General features: G+C 43.4%; 15 protein-coding genes. 11 read left to right on the top strand and 4 right to left on the bottom strand.

Annotated features, from left to right (window positions below):
- Nucleotides 1–3 precede the first annotated feature (3 nt).
- Nucleotides 4–1,842, bottom strand: a complete 1,839-nt coding sequence (locus tag ACE5CV_RS09435; protein WP_374949918.1) for a hypothetical protein — start codon at nt 1,840–1,842, stop codon at nt 4–6.
- Between the two features lie 154 nt (nt 1,843–1,996).
- Here ACE5CV_RS09435 and miaB point away from each other — a divergent pair, with 154 nt between their 5' ends.
- The 9 genes from miaB to ACE5CV_RS09480 all read left to right on the top strand — a co-directional run bounded on the left by miaB (nt 1,997) and on the right by ACE5CV_RS09480 (nt 12,589).
- Entirely contained in the window at nt 1,997–3,478 is a 1,482-nt protein-coding gene (miaB, locus tag ACE5CV_RS09440) for a tRNA (N6-isopentenyl adenosine(37)-C2)-methylthiotransferase MiaB (RefSeq protein WP_374949919.1), read from the top strand.
- A 72-nt stretch (nt 3,479–3,550) separates the two neighbouring features.
- Nucleotides 3,551–4,792: a sigma-54 interaction domain-containing protein gene (locus ACE5CV_RS09445; RefSeq protein WP_374949920.1), complete on the top strand. Its 1,242-nt coding sequence runs from the start codon at nt 3,551–3,553 to the stop codon at nt 4,790–4,792.
- 6 nt (nt 4,793–4,798) lie between these two features.
- A complete protein-coding gene (locus ACE5CV_RS09450; protein ID WP_374949921.1) occupies nt 4,799–5,326 on the top strand; it encodes an LptE family protein in 528 nt (175 codons plus the stop codon).
- Between the two features lie 22 nt (nt 5,327–5,348).
- Nucleotides 5,349–7,250, top strand: a complete 1,902-nt coding sequence (locus ACE5CV_RS09455) for a hypothetical protein (RefSeq protein WP_374949922.1) — start codon at nt 5,349–5,351, stop codon at nt 7,248–7,250.
- A gap of 12 nt (nt 7,251–7,262) precedes the next feature.
- Entirely contained in the window at nt 7,263–7,610 is a 348-nt protein-coding gene (secG, locus tag ACE5CV_RS09460; RefSeq protein WP_374949923.1) for a preprotein translocase subunit SecG, read from the top strand.
- 239 nt (nt 7,611–7,849) lie between these two features.
- A complete protein-coding gene (groES, locus tag ACE5CV_RS09465) occupies nt 7,850–8,143 on the top strand; it encodes a co-chaperone GroES (RefSeq protein WP_374949924.1) in 294 nt (97 codons plus the stop codon).
- Nucleotides 8,144–8,273: 130 nt separating this feature from the next.
- On the top strand, nt 8,274–9,914 hold the full coding sequence (groL, locus tag ACE5CV_RS09470; protein WP_374949925.1) for a chaperonin GroEL: 1,641 nt from the start codon (nt 8,274–8,276) through the stop codon (nt 9,912–9,914).
- 352 nt (nt 9,915–10,266) lie between these two features.
- Nucleotides 10,267–11,052, top strand: coding sequence for a mechanosensitive ion channel family protein (locus ACE5CV_RS09475; protein ID WP_374949926.1), 786 nt, complete (start codon nt 10,267–10,269; stop codon nt 11,050–11,052).
- Between the two features lie 109 nt (nt 11,053–11,161).
- A complete protein-coding gene (locus ACE5CV_RS09480; protein WP_374949927.1) occupies nt 11,162–12,589 on the top strand; it encodes an L-serine ammonia-lyase in 1,428 nt (475 codons plus the stop codon).
- A 107-nt stretch (nt 12,590–12,696) separates the two neighbouring features.
- On the opposite strand, the gene ACE5CV_RS09485 is transcribed toward ACE5CV_RS09480, so the two are convergent.
- From ACE5CV_RS09485 to ACE5CV_RS09495, 3 genes are read right to left on the bottom strand one after another with little or no spacing between them, the layout of a single operon-like run.
- On the bottom strand, nt 12,697–13,389 hold the full coding sequence (locus ACE5CV_RS09485; RefSeq protein ID WP_374949928.1) for an SGNH/GDSL hydrolase family protein: 693 nt from the start codon (nt 13,387–13,389) through the stop codon (nt 12,697–12,699).
- Nucleotides 13,386–14,120, bottom strand: a complete 735-nt coding sequence (gene lipB / locus ACE5CV_RS09490) for a lipoyl(octanoyl) transferase LipB (protein ID WP_374949929.1) — start codon at nt 14,118–14,120, stop codon at nt 13,386–13,388. Before lipB ends, ACE5CV_RS09485 begins: the two co-directional genes overlap by 4 nt.
- A gap of 1 nt (nt 14,121) precedes the next feature.
- The gene (locus ACE5CV_RS09495) at nt 14,122–14,760 is read right to left on the bottom strand and encodes a 4'-phosphopantetheinyl transferase family protein (protein WP_374949930.1); all 639 of its coding nucleotides are present in this window, start codon (nt 14,758–14,760) and stop codon (nt 14,122–14,124) included.
- A gap of 443 nt (nt 14,761–15,203) precedes the next feature.
- Between ACE5CV_RS09495 and dcd the strand changes: the two genes are divergently transcribed.
- Nucleotides 15,204–15,740 carry a dCTP deaminase gene (gene dcd, locus ACE5CV_RS09500; RefSeq protein ID WP_374949931.1) on the top strand — a complete coding sequence of 179 codons (537 nt, stop codon included), beginning with the start codon at nt 15,204–15,206 and terminating at the stop codon, nt 15,738–15,740.
- A 68-nt stretch (nt 15,741–15,808) separates the two neighbouring features.
- Nucleotides 15,809–18,235, top strand: a complete 2,427-nt coding sequence (locus tag ACE5CV_RS09505; protein ID WP_374949932.1) for a TonB-dependent receptor plug domain-containing protein — start codon at nt 15,809–15,811, stop codon at nt 18,233–18,235.
- The last annotated feature ends 14 nt before the right edge of the window (nt 18,236–18,249 follow it).

The raw sequence follows: 18,249 nt of genomic DNA on the forward strand, positions 1-18,249 counted from the left end.
TTATCAACCATTCGGGTCGGACAATTTTTGACGTTGCTTGGCCATTTTTTTGTGTTTGCGGTTAGCTTGTCGTTCGGTACGTTTTTTTTGCCGGGCCACCTTCTCCACCTTTTTGCGGCTTTTCTTCAACTCCTGATCGGACATCTTTTTGATCACCTCTTTTTTCTTAGCTTTTCCCACCCCAACACAAGGCTTAATGCCGCTCAATAGCGCCTGCCATACCGTTTTAAAAAATGGATAGTTATAGGGGCGTGTGTAAACCACTGCCGACGACCGCGGGAATGTGCCGGGCTTATCAGGGTTGTTATGTTTTATCACCATCGAATTGGCAAAAAACGATGCGATTGTTTTTTTAGAAAACCCTTTTTTAGCAGTGTCGGCCCGCAGCAGATTTATATTTAAGTCGTTATAAAGCAAATTAACTGTGCCGCGGGTAACCTTGTTTGTAGCATGAAGATTGAAATCAAGGCTGTTTACGGTGCCCGATGTGATTTTAACCATAGCCAGCGGCATAGTAGCTTTGTTAATGCGGCCCAGATCAAAACTGCCCAGGTGGCCTTTGTAGCTATAACTGTTGGCCGCGTCGGTAAGATTAAATGTAAAGGCAAGATCAAGCCGGCCGCGTTCCATAAATAACGTGGTGAGGTTAACCTTTGCAACCGGATGCGATTTTAAAGAATCCTTATTGTTTGTGATGTTGTAAAACTTACCCCTGGTATTGTTAAAAGTAAGTACTCCTGTTTTACGGGAATTTTTGTTGAATTCATTATAAATGACATTTAGCTGCCTGATGGTGAGCGTGTCTATATTAAAAGCCGTTTTAACCGCTTTGATAGCCACATGCGGGAAAGTGATTACCCTGTCATCAGTCTTGGGTTTGGCATTTGGGTTACTGTAAACAGCTAAAACACCCTTGCTCAATAATACATTGGCAGCATTAAAGCTCCTGTATTTATGATAGCTAAGAAAATCGAAATTGTTGATCTGAAAGGTATCCAGCCGGAAGGTGAACCTATCTGCTTTGCTGTTATCAAAAAATGCAGCAGGTTTTACAGGTTGCAGAACTAAACCTTTTACACTTAGTTGTGATGCCTTGGTAGATAACTTTGCCGATTTAACCGTATAAGTATACAGGCCATTAGCTGACCGGCCGGTATAGTTATACAACTCGGTAGTGATATCGCTGCAATAAAGTAACCGGCTGCGATCGGTTTGGGTAGCCGAGTCTATAAGCAGATCAGTTGCCTTAAGGTTCATTTCTTTTAACTCTGAAACTGCCAGCTTTGGCCCCGAATAATCTTTGTACTTAAGCTTCACATCGTTCAAATAGATCTCGTCTACATGGATCAGCTTCAGTGTTTTAGAAATCTTTTGCCATAAGTTGCGGCTATCCTTTGCAACGGTATCTTTAGTATGATTTATCTGATAGCTTACCTGTAGGTCAGGCGCGCTTAGCGTAATGCGGCCGATATGCAGTTTCTTTTTAAAATAGAGGGTAAAGGGGTGGATGTTGGATAATACCAGCTTTTTAACATTTAGCTCGTACAAATTATTAGGGGCTAATCCCAGATTCTTTTTATTGCGGTATACAGTTGTATCCGGCCGCAGTTTAATATCGTAGAGTACTATTTTGCCTTGCAGTATATGTAGCTCGGCATTTGTAAAATCAACTTTGTAAAGGCCGTCTGTACTTTTGGTGAGTTCGGTTTTTACCTTGTCTGCCAATATGGGTGACCAATATCTGTTAAGCAGAAATGCCGGTATCAGCACCAATATAAACAGTGATAATAAAACTATAAATGAAATTTTTTGCCACTTGTGCTTTAGAAACTTTAACGGCATTCTATATTTTTTGGTTTGGATCCTTGACGCATCTGTTCCTGATTTACAACTTTTAAAAGTTATAACCACAAAAGACTCTTTTTGTTAAACGCTGACAAACTGTCATCCAATATATAAAAAATATGTATTTTTGCGATTCAATTTTTAGATGACTATGGATTTGCTTATTCAGGATAAAGTGCACGACGAAAGCAGGCAGGGTGAAGCTTTGGTGTTAGACCCGGTTATTGGTAAAAATAGCGGGCGAAAGCTTTATATAGAAAGTTACGGCTGCGCAATGAATTTTAGCGATAGCGAGATTGTAGCGTCAATTTTATCAGAACAAGGTTTTGAAACCACATCTGATTTCAGAAACGCCGACGTGGTGTTCATCAATACATGCTCTATCCGTGAGAATGCCGAAACCAGGGTACGCAACCGGTTAAAGGAATTTGCCGGCGCCAAGTTTAAAAATCCGGGTATGGTAGTTGGCGTACTGGGCTGTATGGCCGAGCGCTTAAAAGCGAAATTTTTAGAAGAAGAAAAACTGGTAGATGTTGTTGTAGGCCCTGATGCTTACCGCGACCTGCCAAACCTGATAGACAAGGTGGATGGCGGGCAACGGGCTGTAAACGTGTTATTAAGCCGCGAAGAAACCTATGCAGACATCAGCCCGGTAAGGTTGAACAGCAATGGTATTAACGCGTTTGTATCAATTATGCGTGGCTGCGATAATATGTGCTCATTTTGTGTGGTGCCGTTTACCCGTGGCCGTGAGCGGAGCCGGGATGCTTATTCGGTAGTTGCCGAATGTCAGGATCTTTTTGATAAAGGCTATCGTGAGGTTACTTTGCTGGGCCAGAATGTAGATTCTTACAAGTGGAGCCCTATCCAATCTACCCTGGCAGAGGCGAATTTAGAAGAAGCTCGCGTTTCCTCTACCGGCGTGAATGTAGAAGGGTCTGGTACAGTTAATTTTGCAAAATTACTGGAAATGGTTGCACTGGTTAGTCCTGATTTGCGGGTACGTTTTTCCACTTCACATCCAAAGGACATTACCGACGAGGTTTTGTACACCATTGCCAAATATGATAATATTTGCAACTATATACACCTGCCGGTACAAAGTGGTAACAGCCGCGTACTGGAGATGATGAACCGCACTTATGACCGTGAGTGGTATATGAACAGGATAGATGCCATCCGCAGCATTATCCCTGATTGCGCGGTATCTACAGATGTGATCACCGGGTTTTGCACAGAGACTGATGAAGAGCATAACGATACCGTAACCATGATGGATTACGTAAAGTATGACTATGCCTACATGTTTAAATATAGCGAGAGGCCGGGCACTTTAGCAGCCAAACGCTATGCCGATGATATACCCGAAGAAGTAAAGCAAAGCCGCTTGTCGCAAATAGTGGCTAAGCAACAGGAGTATTCGTTTTACCGGATGCAGGCACGTATCGGGAAGGTTGAGAAAGTGCTAATAGAAGGATTCTCAAAAAAATCAAACAGCGATTATTGCGGCCGCAGCGACCAAAACGCGATGGTAATTTTCCCGGTAAGCGATAAATACAAGCCGGGGCAGTATGTTCATGTTTTGGTAGAGCGCACAACCTCTGCAACGCTTATAGGAAGAATAATTGCTTAATTTGAGGATTTGAAGATTTGAAAATCCCTAAATTCTCAAATTTTCAAATTGCCAAATTTTCAAATTGAACAAATGGAAGTACAAGAAATCAAACAGCGCTTTGGCATCATTGGTAATTCACCGTTGCTTAACAGGGCTATAAATATTGCCAACCAGGTATCGCCAACAGACATTTCGGTATTGATAACCGGCGAGAGCGGTAGTGGTAAAGAGGTGTTTTCGCACATTATCCATCAAATGAGTCCGCGGAAACACGGGCCGTTCATCGCGGTAAACTGTGGTGCCATACCCGAGGGCACTATTGATTCCGAGCTTTTTGGGCACGAGAAAGGTGCCTATACCGGCGCCGTTGGCGAACGTAAAGGCTACTTTGAAACCGTTAATGGCGGCACCATATTTTTAGATGAGATTGCCGAAATGCCTTTGGGCACCCAGGCCCGCTTATTAAGGGTGCTGGAGTCCGGGCAGTATATCAGGGTGGGTTCATCTAAAGTAGAAAAAACTAACGTACGTGTAATTGCCGCAACCAATGTTGATGTTTATGACGCGGTTAAGGCAGGCCGTTTCCGGGAGGACCTTTACTATCGTTTGAACACCGTACCATTACGTATCCCACCGCTACGTGACAGGAAGGAAGATATTTTCCTGTTGTTTCGCAAATTTACATCAGATTTTACCGACAAATACCGTACTCCGCCCATCCAGCTGGACGACGAGGCGCAGCAGGTATTGATCAATTACTCGTGGCCGGGTAATGTACGGCAGCTGAAAAATATGGCAGAGCAGTTGGCCGTACTGGAACGCGACAGGGTGATAACCGCACCTACACTTTTAACGTATATACCGCACGAGGCCAGCCGCAGCAATTTACCTATGCGATTAGACAATCAGCCCAAAGAAGACTTTTCTGAAAGGGATATACTTTACAAGGTGCTGTTTGATATGAAGCGCGATATGGTAGAGCTTAAAAAGTTAGTGGCCGATATTATTGAGCATGGCGGCGTAAGTACAAATTATCCAAGCCAATCGCAGTTAACGCAGCTTTACAGAGATATAGAACTGCCGGTAACTAACAATCATACCGAGCCGCAATTCACCCTGCAGCAACCCGTTACAAATAACGTTAACAATGGTGATTACAACATCACTCACGAAGCCGAGGAGGTAGAAGAATCATTGTCGCTGGTAGAAAAGGAGTCGGACCTGATCCGCAAAGCACTAAAAAAGCACAAAGGCAAACGTAAGCTAGCTGCTAATGAACTGGGCATATCGGAAAGGACTTTATATCGTAAAATAAAAGAATTAGATTTATAACCATACATGGGCAAAAAGCTTTTAGTTAATATAGGAATGTTGGGCTTGGTAATTATGCTTTTCGCATCATGTACCTACAAGCTTACTCAAAGCGGCGCTTCTATCCCGTTGGGGCTCAAAACAATCGATATTCAGTATTTTGAAAATAATTCCCAGTTGGTGGTAAGTACGCTGAGCCAGCAATTTACCGAAGCGCTTAAAGACCGTATCCGTACACAAACCAGTTTGAGCATTGTGCGTGGCGAAAGCGCGGATGCAACTATGTCTGGCGCAATCACCAATTATACAATTGCACCGGTATCTATCCAGGCAACCAATTCTAATACAGCGCCTATTGCGGGAGCCAGCAGGCTTACAATTACTGTTACAGTAAAATATGTTTACAGTAAAGATAAAAAGTTTAATTTTGAAGAGTCGTTTACTAAATACAGGGAGTTTACGGGCGATTTGTCGACACAGGAGCCGGCCCTTATAAGGGATATCAATAAACAATTAACCGACGATATTTTTAACCGTGCCTTTGCAAATTGGTAAGCAATTGATAGTTTTATAACCAGTGGATCAATACATAGATAACAGGCATAAAGAAATTTTATACGATTTGCTGGCCAACCCGGCAGATACAGGCCGGTTACATGTAGCTACCCTGGAGCGAATGGTGCACGATAACCCGCAAAGCGGATTGCTGCAGGTTTTACTTGCCCGCGCCGGTGAAAACGACGATGTTAAAAAAGCGGCCGCTTACTTTAAGCCCGGCACCCTGCACAAGCTGCTTTACAATGCCGACAACCTGCCATTTGTGGCGCCGGGAAGGATTATTAACGCCGGTAGCAACCTTTCGCAAAGTTATTTTAGTGCTGCTCCGGTTGCCGAACAAGCAGAGCCTGCAAATGCAGATCAAGAACAAGACACCCCAGCAGCTGCCGACTCATACGATCCGGATACTGTTATTGTACCTCAGGACGATGAACAGCAACCTGCCTGGGTTGATCAACATCTATCAGAAGTTGATATACCTACCCTGGAGCAGGAAGAATTCGTAGCGAAAGCCGATCAGGAGGAAGAAATAGTTACAAGCGAAATCGAGCCGGCGACAGCTACTGAAATAGACGAAGAGGTACATGAAGAAATTCAAAGTGCCGATCATATAATACCTGAGCTTTATGCTTCATACAAAGAGCAGTTAGTACAGGCAGCGGCAGAACCCATACCTGCAGATGAACAATCTGCAGAAGAACCGGGTATTATTATTCCTGAACTTTACAATTCATATCAAGAACAGCTGGCGCACCCGGAGGCAGAACAAACCGCCACAGTGGAAGAACAACTTGCTGAACAGCCGGATACCATTGTGCCTGAGTTATACAATTCATACCAGGAGCAGATTGCCATTACGGACGAGGCAAAACAGGATGAAGTAGAGGGTGCTTTTTATGAAACCACACCTGCAGTTCATGCCCCGGTAAAGCAAGAGCCAGCGCCACGTGGTGAGGATATTGATGAGGAAGTTTACGACGAGATAGTGGGCATAGATGATATCGGCTTTACATCAACGGTAAATGTGCTGCATGAGTCTGAAGAACTGCAACCGCAGGATGCTGACACGGAGGGACAAACCTGGGAAAATACTTTCTCTGATGAGGATGATTACCCGGAGGATGAAGAAGAGGAAGACGAAAGGCCTTTGCAGCTATCTAAAGGTTTAACGGACAGAGATATTGCTATCGACGAAGAAAAACTGATCTTAGGGAATATTGTAAGCGCCGACTATTTGATGTTTGATAAAAAGCTGGATGAGTTGCGCAATTCCGAACCGGCAAATGATCAAGCTCAGGAGCAAGAGCCGGATGCTGCACAAACAGCGACGGCGCCAGAGCCTGTGAAAGAACAAGAAGTATTATCACGCTATAATGATGATACCATGCCATATAGCTTTATGTGGTGGCTGGATAAAACACGTAAGGAACATGCCGGCACTTTCCAGCCGTATGTGGCTAACCCGGTTCCTAAACAAGTAAACATACAGATTGACTCTGCCGTTCAGCCCGAACATCAGCGGGTAAAGCCGGTTAAACGCAAAGCGCCGGACGAATTGCAGCAGCAGTATTTCGAGAATATTTTTAGCCTGACATCGGTAAGCGGAATTGAACGCGACGATGAAGAAAAAGGTATTGCGTTTGATCATAACAGAAAAGAGGATGTGATCATCGAGCGGTTTATTCATAACGAGCCCCAGATCCGCGCGCCCGCCGCCGACAGGCTGGACAACGAGAATAAGGCAAAACGGAGTTCGGAAGACCAGGATGTAATGGTGACAGAGACACTGGCCCGCATCTATACCGACCAGATGTTATATCATAAAGCCATAGCCACTTATAAAAAATTGGTATTGAAATTCCCGGAAAAAAAGCTTTACTTTGCAGCCCAGATTGAACAGTTAGAAAAGAAAACCAATTGATATTATAAAGAAATGTATTTAGTAATAATGATCATCACAATTATCGCCTGTGTGCTTTTAGGCTTAATTGTATTAATTCAAAATCCCAAAGGCGGTGGTTTATCGTCAAATTTTTCGGGCTCTTCACAATTGATGGGCGTACAAAAAACCGGCGATTTTCTTGAAAAAGGTACCTGGGTATTAGCTATAAGCATCATGGTATTATCACTGATTATGAATGTTACCTTAAAGGGTGGCGCACAAAGATCTGATGATCCGCAACTGATGGAGCAAATCAAAAAGGCATCTAAGCCAACCGCTGCACCATCATCGGCACCGCTTAGCGTACCTGCTGCTCCGGCTCCTGCACCTAAAAAATAAGTATTTAATTAGCGATATTAAAAAGGCTTTGGATAACCATCCAAAGCCTTTTTTATGCTCCAGTATAACTGACACGATGACACCCGATGGTTAACTTAATATTTGCAGGCTGTTAACGCATGACTAAAAGGTGACAATAAAACAGTAAACATGCCAATTGTAATAATTTGTAGTGCTTGGCATAATTGATGTAAAAGCAAACTCGAAAACTAAAATTATAAATTCAAAATAGTATTACTATGTCATTAAACATTAATCCCCTTGCGGACAGGGTGGTTGTTGAAGCCGCTGCTGCCGAAACGAAAACTGCTTCCGGAATTTACATCCCTGAAACAGCACAGGAAAAACCACAAAAAGGAACTATAGTGGCTGTTGGCCCGGGTAAGTTTGCTGATGTATCTGGCGCCCTTATTCCAATGACCGTTAAGGTTGGCGACTCCGTTCTGTACGGTAAATATGCAGGTACCGAGATCAACGTTGACGGTAAAGAATACCTGATCATGCGCGAATCTGATATCTACGCTGTACTTTAATTATCTCTGAAATGTTGAATGACGGGATATACACCCGTGCAATCAGTAGTTCACACAAACATTAATTCAATAATTAAATATAAAATTTGAGCGGGTGGAAATCACCAACTTAATAATCAATAAATAAATCATGGCAAAACAAGTTAAATACAATGTTGAGGCACGTGACGCTTTAAAGCGCGGTGTTGATATTTTAGCTAATGCAGTTAAAGTAACATTAGGCCCCAAAGGCCGTCACGTAATTATCGATAAAAAATTCGGTTCGCCTGCGGTAACCAAAGATGGTGTTACAGTAGCAAAAGAAATTGAACTGAAAGATCCTATCGAAAACATGGGCGCACAAATGGTTAAAGAGGTTGCATCAAAAACTGCTGATATTGCAGGTGATGGTACTACCACTGCTACTGTTTTGGCACAAGCTATTGTTACAGCAGGTATTAAGAACGTTGCAGCCGGCGCTAACCCAATGGACCTTAAACGTGGTATCGATAAAGCGGTTACTGCAGTTGTTGCTAACCTTAAATCGCAATCACAAACAGTTGGCGAAGACAACAATAAGATCAAACAAGTAGCATCTATTTCTGCTAACAATGACGAGGTTATCGGTTCGTTAATTGCAGAGGCTATGGAAAAAGTTGGTACAAGCGGTGTTATCACTGTTGAAGAAGCAAAAGGTACCGAAACTGAAGTTAAAACAGTTGAAGGTATGCAGTTTGACCGTGGTTACCTGTCTCCGTACTTTGTAACCAACTCAGATAAAATGGAAGTGGAATTAGAAAACCCTTACATTTTGATCTATGATAAAAAGATCTCTTCAATGAAAGAGTTGTTGCCTATCCTTGAAAAACAGGTACAAACCGGCAAACCTTTACTAATCATTGCTGAAGATTTAGATGGTGAAGCTTTGGCTACTTTAGTAGTTAACAAGATCCGTGGTTCACTGAAAGTTGCTGCTGTTAAAGCACCAGGTTTTGGCGATCGCCGTAAAGCAATGTTAGAGGATATCGCAGTTTTAACTGGCGGTACTGTAATATCTGAAGAGCGTGGTTACAAACTAGAAAGCGCTGACCTATCTATGTTAGGCCAGGCAGAAAAGATCACTATCGATAAAGATAACACTACACTGGTTAACGGTGCTGGTGATGCTGATTTGATTAAAGGCCGTGTTGGTGAGATCCGCGCGCAGATCGAAACTACCACATCTGATTATGATAAAGAAAAATTACAGGAGCGTTTAGCTAAATTATCTGGCGGTGTTGCTGTTCTTTACATCGGTGCAGCTTCTGAAGTTGAGATGAAAGAGAAGAAAGACCGTGTTGACGATGCTTTACATGCAACCCGTGCAGCTGTTGAAGAAGGTATTGTTGCAGGTGGTGGTGTTGCCTTCATTCGTGCGGTAGCTGCTTTAGCTGACCTTAAAGGCGCTAACGAAGATGAGAACACTGGTATCCAGATCATCCGTCGTGCTATCGAAGAGCCATTGCGTCAAATTTGCGATAACGCAGGTATTGAAGGTTCGATAGTTGTGCAAAAAGTTAAAGAAGGCTCTGCCGACTTTGGTTACAATGCACGTACCGACAAATACGAAAATTTAATTGGTGCTGGTGTTATCGACCCTACTAAAGTAGGCCGTGTAGCATTAGAGAACGCAGCTTCTATCGCAGCGATGTTATTAACCACTGAGTGTGTGTTAGCTGACGAGCCGGATGACGATAAAGGTGGTGCGGGTATGCCTCCTATGGGTGGCGGCGGTATGGGCGGCATGATGTAATTATCGCTCTTGCATCGGTTACCCCCGGTAATTATAAACAAACCCTCTGTATATTTTTGTATACAGAGGGTTTTGTGTTTCGAGTGTGTTTGACCTAAGAAGGCAATGTTTAAAGCCTATTTAACAGTTGTTTAACACTATTACCACATCTATGATAAATGATTGTGCATAATTGGTAATATAAACGTTAACAGCCGTTTTAGGCACAGCGTTTGAACAGGTTATTATATGAAGCACATCAGAAATAAGAAACAAATACACAGCCGCCTGGTTGAGTGGGTCCTATTTAAAGGCCCCGAGTTATTTGTGACATTATACAGTTAAATAAAAAGTCGTTAATTTTGGCTTTCATATGGAGCTAAAAGAATTCTATCATAAATTTCATGTTTGGGCGGTAGATAAAGGGCCTAATTTCTTATTCGGTATATTACTGCTGCTTGCCGGGATCTGGTTCATTCGTTTTTTAAGATCGCGCCTGCGATTGCGGATGACCAAACGCAACGTACATTCTTCATTACAGCCCTTTGTATTAAGCCTTACCATTACCAGCTTATACGTTTTGCTGATCATTATGGTAATGAATATTGTCGGGCTGGAGCTTACCATATTCACAACTATAATTGGGGCGTTTAGCGTTGCAGCAGGTTTGGCGCTATCGGGTACTTTTCAGAATTTTGCCGGTGGTGTACTCATTTTACTTTTGAAACCTTTTGACATAGATGACAGCATAGTTGCCCAGGGCCAGAGTGGCAAGGTAACCTCCATCCAGATCTTTTATACCGTTTTAGTAACCGTGGATAACAAAACAGTAATTATTCCAAATGGCAAGCTTTTTAACGAGGTAATCGTAAACGAAACAAGGGAAGGCAAGCGCCGCCTGGATTTTGAATTAAAATTGGGCTACGCGATAGATGTAGACCAGGTAAAAGAAGTGATCACCAAAGCTATACTTGCTACCCCTAACCTGTTAAAAGAGCCTGCAACCCGCGTAGGTGTAGTGGCTTTGGAATTGGATGGTATCCGCTTTATAGTTAACGTTTGGGTAGATCCAGGTAATTTTTTAGTGGCTAAGATCGCATTGCAAGAGCGGATTATTAAAGACCTTGCAGCTGCTGGGGTAAAACTGCCGGGAATGTGATACACTAAGAGTAACATCATCACACTGAAAAAGCGCTATAGCGAGCAGCGCGGCTAAACTGATTACTGGCTTATTTCTGCAATCCAACTACTATCCGTAATTTTAGCCCATGCAACGGGAGCAAATATCTGTATTCGATATGTTTAAAATAGGGATAGGCCCGTCAAGCTCTCATACACTTGGGCCCTGGCGTGCGGCACAGCAATTTGTGCACTATTTGGAGCAAAAAGAAGTACTGCCCATGGTTGTGCAGATAAAAATATTACTGTACGGTTCGCTTGCTAAAACAGGTAAGGGGCACGGAACTGATATTGCCATCTTGCTGGGTCTTAGCGGAGATGACCCGGTGACATTCGCGGTCGATCAGATCGATACTAAAATCGACTACATCACAACCGGTCAAAAATTATGGCTGGGCGGTAAACATCAGATCAGTTTTTCTCCCGATGAGGATATGCTATTCCTGTTTACCGAGAGCTTGCCTTTTCATCCCAACGCGGTAACTTTCCAGGCATTATTAAATAACGAAACTGCGGTTTCGGGTACTTTTTATTCTATTGGTGGTGGTTTTGTGGTAAAAGAAGGCGAGCAAACGCAACAAAAAGCGGAAGTTGACCTGCCATTTCCCATCGACACCGCTAACGACCTATTACATTGGTGCCGCAAAACCGGGCTCAAAATATCTGAGGTTGTAATGGAGAATGAATTGGCCTGGCGCCCCGAGCAGAACACCCGGGAAGGGGTGCTAAATATTTATAAGGTAATGCAGGAATGTATGTATCGGGGCTGCCATACTGCAGGCTATTTGCCGGGCGGTTTAAATGTGGCCCGTCGTGCATCAGCATTAAATAAACGCCTTGTGAAGGGGCAAAGCTACAGCAATTATAATGAATGGTTGCTCACTATGCGCCAAACAGGCAGTAGTTTCCAAAATATTTTAGATTGGGTAAGCTGCTTTGCCCTTGCAATTAACGAAGAGAACGCATCTTTTGGCAGGGTGGTAACGGCGCCAACCAACGGCGCGGCGGGTGTGATACCGGCCGTACTCCAGTATTTTATTAGCTTTTGCGATGGCTTTGATGAGGAGCGAATTATCCAATTTTTGCTTACCGCATCAGAGGTAGGCAGTATATTTAAAAAAGGGGCCACTATATCCGCGGCTATGGGCGGTTGCCAGGCCGAGATAGGTGTATCATCGGCAATGGCTGCAGCTGCACTTACAGAGGTGTTAGGGGGCAGCCAGCGGCAGGTATTAATGGCCGCCGAAATTGCCATGGAGCATCACCTGGGTATGACCTGCGATCCCATAGGTGGCCTTGTGCAGGTGCCTTGCATCGAACGGAATACGATGGGTGCAATAAAGGCCATAACCGCAAGTCAATTAGCTTTGCAAAGTAACCCGGATAAAGCGAAGGTAAGTTTGGATGCGGTAGTGAAAACTATGTGGCAAACCGCGCTGGACATGAATTCCAAGTACAAGGAAACATCCGATGGTGGTCTGGCCATTAATATTCCGATTAGTTTGCCGGAGTGTTAACGTTGCGTTAATAGCTTTTGACTAAGCCATGGTTCGTACAAGAAGAGGAAGTCTGGAAAAATCCTTCGCAGCTGTTCTCCAACTGCAGCTAAGCATCATGGTAACGACTATTTCAAATTCGGGTTAACTACCGGAGCTAACGCTTTAACCCAAAGCCCATACATTTTTGCAGAAGGGTGCAAACCGTCATCCGCAGTTAAGGACGCATCATTGGTAGCTTGTTTTGAAATCGGAGTGATATCGACATAGTTTATTCCCGCCTTCTCTGTTTCAAGGCGATTGATGAGGTTAAAGTCCGCTATTTCCCTCGCAATTTGTGCCTTATCGCGCCCTGCTGCAAACGGAGTAACACCCCAGTCAGGTATTGAGAGTACAAATACATGTTTTTTGTTACCGCCGGCAAATTTTACAGCCGTATCCAGGAGTTGTATAAACTCTTGCCGGTAAGTATCCGGGCTTTGCCCGCGATATTGATTATTTACCCCAATTAGCAAAGTAACGATATCATACTGTTTACTCCTAAGATCGCTGTTGTTAATAGCTTCGATCAGTTCTCCGGTTGTCCACCCGGTTGTTGCAATAATTTTTGGCTCAGTAACGTCTGTTCCGCTTGCGGTTAGTTGGGCAGCAAGTTGATATGGAAATGAACTTTTTAAAGGAACCGCTTCCCCTATTGTGTAACTATCGCCAAGGGCAAGGTAGGTATATGCAGGCTTTTTAACACTGTTTGATATCATGATAGTTGTACAGCCACTAAAGGCCAGAAACCCGGCCAGCAATAGCATATTTAATTTGTTCATTCCACTATCTCCATACCAAAAAGTACGGAAATGTGATGTATAAGGATCTGCTTTACTTCATGGATATCAACCGTTCGGCCCAGTTCCTGTTGCATCGATGTAACTGCTTTATCATCAATACCGCAAGGCACAATGTTTTTAAAATAATCCAGATCAGGATTTACGTTAAAAGCTAAACCATGCATAGTTACCCAGCGGCTACAGCGCACACCCATGGCACAAATTTTACGGGCATTCTCGTTATCGGCATCAAACCATACGCCGGTATAACCAGGATAACGCCCGGCAGTTAAACCATAATGAGCAAGTGTTATTATCACTGCTTCTTCAAGCGTGCGCAGGTATAAGTGGATATCTGTAAAAAAGTTGTCCAGATCAAGTATGGGGTAGCTTACAATTTGTCCGGGGCCATGATAAGTAATATCCCCCCCGCGATTGATGGGGTAATAATCAGCCTGCTTTGCCTCCAATCCTGCATCGTCTAAAAGCAAATGTTCGGCTTTACCGCTTTTACCCAGCGTATATACGTGGGGGTGTTCGCAAAATATCAGGTAATTTGGGGTGATAATTTGCTCTTCAGGCTCTTCAGCACCAGCCAAAACGGCTACCTGCTGGTTGCGGATATGCGTTTTAAGCCTAACGGTTTCGGCAAAAAGGCTCTCCTGCCTGTCCCAGGCTTCTTTATAATCTGTAAGTCCCCAATCTTGTATAATTACTTTCTTGTTCTTCATACTATGCCTTCACGTACCCTATCATGTAATCTTCGTACTTAAGGTAACCTACAGTAAAGTTAAAGTTAATAGTACCGTTATCCAAAGTGGCGCGCAGATCCCCGCCGGGTTGATAGGCAAATGGTTGTAAAAATATATCATCGGCAAATGATACCTCTTTTTGTCCGTAACATTTGTAAACCGCCTCTTTGGCACACCAGCAAACGTACAAGTGGTCTATTTTATTTTGCTGATCTATAAACGCAAGTTCTTCGGGCCTTAAAAATTTGTGGGCAATCCGCTCAACCTTTTCCTTAACCTGTTCAATATCTATCCCTACCGGTCCGCTTTTGCTTATCATTACAGCGGCATAATCAAATGAGTGGCTTAAAGATATATGATAGGGAAGGGTAACCAGGTAAGGCTTGCCGTGTGCATCAACTTTGCAATCAATATATTCATCAGTACGCAGCATTTTGCGCAGCAATACGCGCGTGCCCAGCCAGTGCAGGTAACGTTTATTCTTACTCAGCTGTTTAGTATAGGCTTTCTCGTTGTCGTCCAGTTGCAGTTGGCTATACAATTCATCGGCAGTTTCTTCGATCTTCCAGAGGGCAAACTCTGTATCATCATCAACCTGTTGTCTGTACGCTATAGCCATAAGGGTAAAATTGCAAAAAGGATAGCAAAATAGTATCAGTTAAATTTAATATTAACAAAGTTATTTAGGTTGTAACACTTTGGGTGTAACTTACGTCAATACATTAATAATACCGAACCCAGCATTACGATTACGATGAAAAGGATTTACATAGCCGCAGCCATTTTAATAGCCGTTGCTTTAACAGAAAGCTGCATGAAACAGCGCCTGGTTGAGAAAGGGCCTGTTCGAAATAATATAAAGGCGTAACGCCTTTTAACAATACATCCAAAGCGGTGAGAATGTGAGTGGATGTAACTGCCTTTATGGTGGTTTAATTTGTGCCGCCGGTGTGTAAGCGCCGGCGGTTTTTTTATGCACCTGTTTTGTTAACGCTTGTTTACAAACTGCCGTTGGGTGTTATGCCAATTAATGATAATTTAGGCCTCCCGTAATAAAAGGCAATGATATTATCAGACAAACGCATACTTGAAGAAATAGATAAAGGATCCATTATAATTGAGCCGTTTAAGCGGGAATGCCTTGGGACAAACTCTTACGACGTACATTTGGGTAAGCACCTGGCCACCTATAAAGATCGCGTGCTTGATGCCAAATTACATAACGAGATCATTGGCTTTGAAATACCCAAAGATGGTTTCATACTACAACCTAACACACTTTACCTGGGTGTAACTGTTGAATATACGGAAACACACCAGCATGTGCCTTTTCTGGAGGGCAAATCAAGCACCGGAAGGTTAGGGATTGATATTCATGCTACTGCCGGCAAAGGCGATGTTGGCTTTTGTAATACATGGACACTGGAGATTTCCTGCGCGCAGCCTGTAAAAATTTACGCAGGTATGCCCATAGGCCAACTTATTTATTTTGTGGTTGAGGGCGATATCGAAACGCGTTACAACACTAAAAATAACGCCAAATACAACAACAAAACCACCCGCCCCGTTGAGAGTATGATGTGGAAGAACAAATTTTAGTGATTTGTAGTTGTATATATAAGTGATGCAGGCAATTAAGGTTGTTTACTGCACCGCTTGCATTCGCCATGGTTTACAAACGTGTACTTTTCGGATTAATAGCAGCAATGGCTTTAAGCGGCCTGTCGGGCTTTGCTGTTTACGATGATCCTATCGATAAATTAATACAGCAATTAAATAAATGGGCCGCAACACAGCCGGTAGAAAAGGTTTATATTCATCTGGATAAACCTTATTACGCTGCCGGTGATGATATCTGGTTTAAGGCTTACGTAACCGGCGGAGCTGAAAATAAGTTGACTACCATAAGCAGTGTAGTAAATGTAGACCTATTGGATTTGAATGGAACCATCAAACAATCTGTTAAACTACAGTTAAGGGATGGCGTTGCCGCCGGCGATTTTGCCTTACCTGATACTCTGACCGGCGGTAATTACCGCATCCGGGCTTATACTAATTACATGCGTAACGCCGGTAGCGAATATTTTTTTGACAGGCCGGTTAGTATCATTAATAACATCTTAACCAACAGGGGCAACAATGGTTCGCCTGTTGCGCCTACGGCCAGTATTGTCACTAATAGAACTGATAAAACAGATGTTCAATTTTTTCCGGAAAGCGGTAGCCTGGTAGCCGGCATTCCTACTAAAGTTGCGTTTAAAGCAGTTGGCACCGACGGACTTGGTGTTGATGTTAAAGGATTGATTATTAATAACGCCGGTAGGCAGGTGGCCCAGTTTGCAAGTAGCCATTTAGGTATGGGGATCTTTGAACTGACGCCTGTTCAAGGCGTTAGCTATTCGGCAAAAATTACAACTGCCGATGGTATGGTGCAAACCGTTGCTTTACCGCAGGTAGCCGACAAAGGGTATGTTTTAAGCGTATCTAACAGCGACGATCAGAATCTGCAGATAAAAATTGCCGGGCGTAGTCAAACTGATAATCTGTTGCTGGTAGCGCAAAACAGTGGTAAAGTTTATTACAGTAATAAAATACGGGTGGGAGTAACTAACATAGATAAAAAATTTATTCCTGCGGGCATATTACAGTTAACGTTATTCTCAGCAGCCGGCACGCCTGTCAATGAGCGGCTGGTATTTGTCCATCATCCCGAAAATTTAAAATTAGGCATAACCGGTAATATGCAAACATCAGCACCACGCCAGAAAGTACAGTTTACTATAAGTGCTGATAACGGCAAGCCAACAACAGGTAATTTCTCTGTAGCGGTGATAGACGAAAATAAAGTACCTTTTAACGATGATGACGATAATAACATCATGTCGTCCCTGTTGCTTACTTCGGATATAAAAGGGTATGTAGAGCAACCCGCTTATTACTTTAACAACATCAATGATAAAACACGTGCAGATTTGGATGTGCTTATGCTTACACAGGGCTATCGCCGTTTTGAATGGAACGAAATATTAAATGATCGCTTTACGCCAACAATTTACCAGGCGGAAAAATCCTTACAGGTAACCGGATCAGTAAAGACAGCCGGAGGAAAGCCTGTTGCAAACGGCAAAGTTAAGTTGATCGACTTAGACAATATCGACTACACCATGGATACTGTTACCGACGCACGCGGGCGATTTGCCTTTACTAACATGACGTTTCAGGACAGCCTTCGATTTATTATACAGGCACGTACTGATAAAAATAAACGTGATGTAGAGGTGCAGATCGATTCCATCGGCCCTCCAAACGGTCATTTAAGATACGCAATCAGCGCCCGGCGGCAAGACTTATCAGTTTATGCCAGGAGCAGTAAAGACCTTTACCAGGCGCAAATGCGCTTCGGGGTGGGCAACCACGTGATTCCCTTAAGCGAGGTGATCATTCGGGAAAAGAAACAGGCGCTGAAATATTCTGCTAATCTTAACGGCCCGGGCAATGCCGACCAGGTGATTTTAGCACGCGACCTGCAGTTTGGGTGCATCCGAATTGCAGATTGTTTGCAGGGCAGGCTGGTAGGGGTAACGTTCCGTAATGGTGTACCTTACTCCACAAGATCGTTCAACAGACCTATGCAGATAATATTGGATGGCGTTTACGTAGAGCCGGGATTTATAAACAGCATCAACTATAACGATATCCAGGCGATAGAAGTGCTGCGCAATGCAGGGTCAACCAGTATTTATGGTGGCCGTGGCGGAGCGGGCGTAATGCTTATAACTACTAAAAGGGGCGGTGATAATGAACCATATGACGGCCCGGTAAGTGGCCGCGGTATTAAAGTTATCTACCCTAAAGGATATTTACAGGCACGTACATTCTATTCGCCTCGTTATGATAATCCTAAAGAAAATAAACAACTGGCTGATCTGCGCAGTACAATTTTTTGGAAACCAGATGTTGTGACCGGTGCCGATGGTAAGGCCACCTTCGAATACTTTAATGCTGGCACCAAAGGAAATTACAAGATGATTATCGAAGGCATCGATAGTCAGGGGAATATTGGCAGGCAGGTGCTTAAATACCAGGTGGAATAGATTAGCCTTTGCAA

The organism is Mucilaginibacter sp. (genome assembly GCF_964263795.1).
Lineage (GTDB): Bacteria > Bacteroidota > Bacteroidia > Sphingobacteriales > Sphingobacteriaceae > Mucilaginibacter.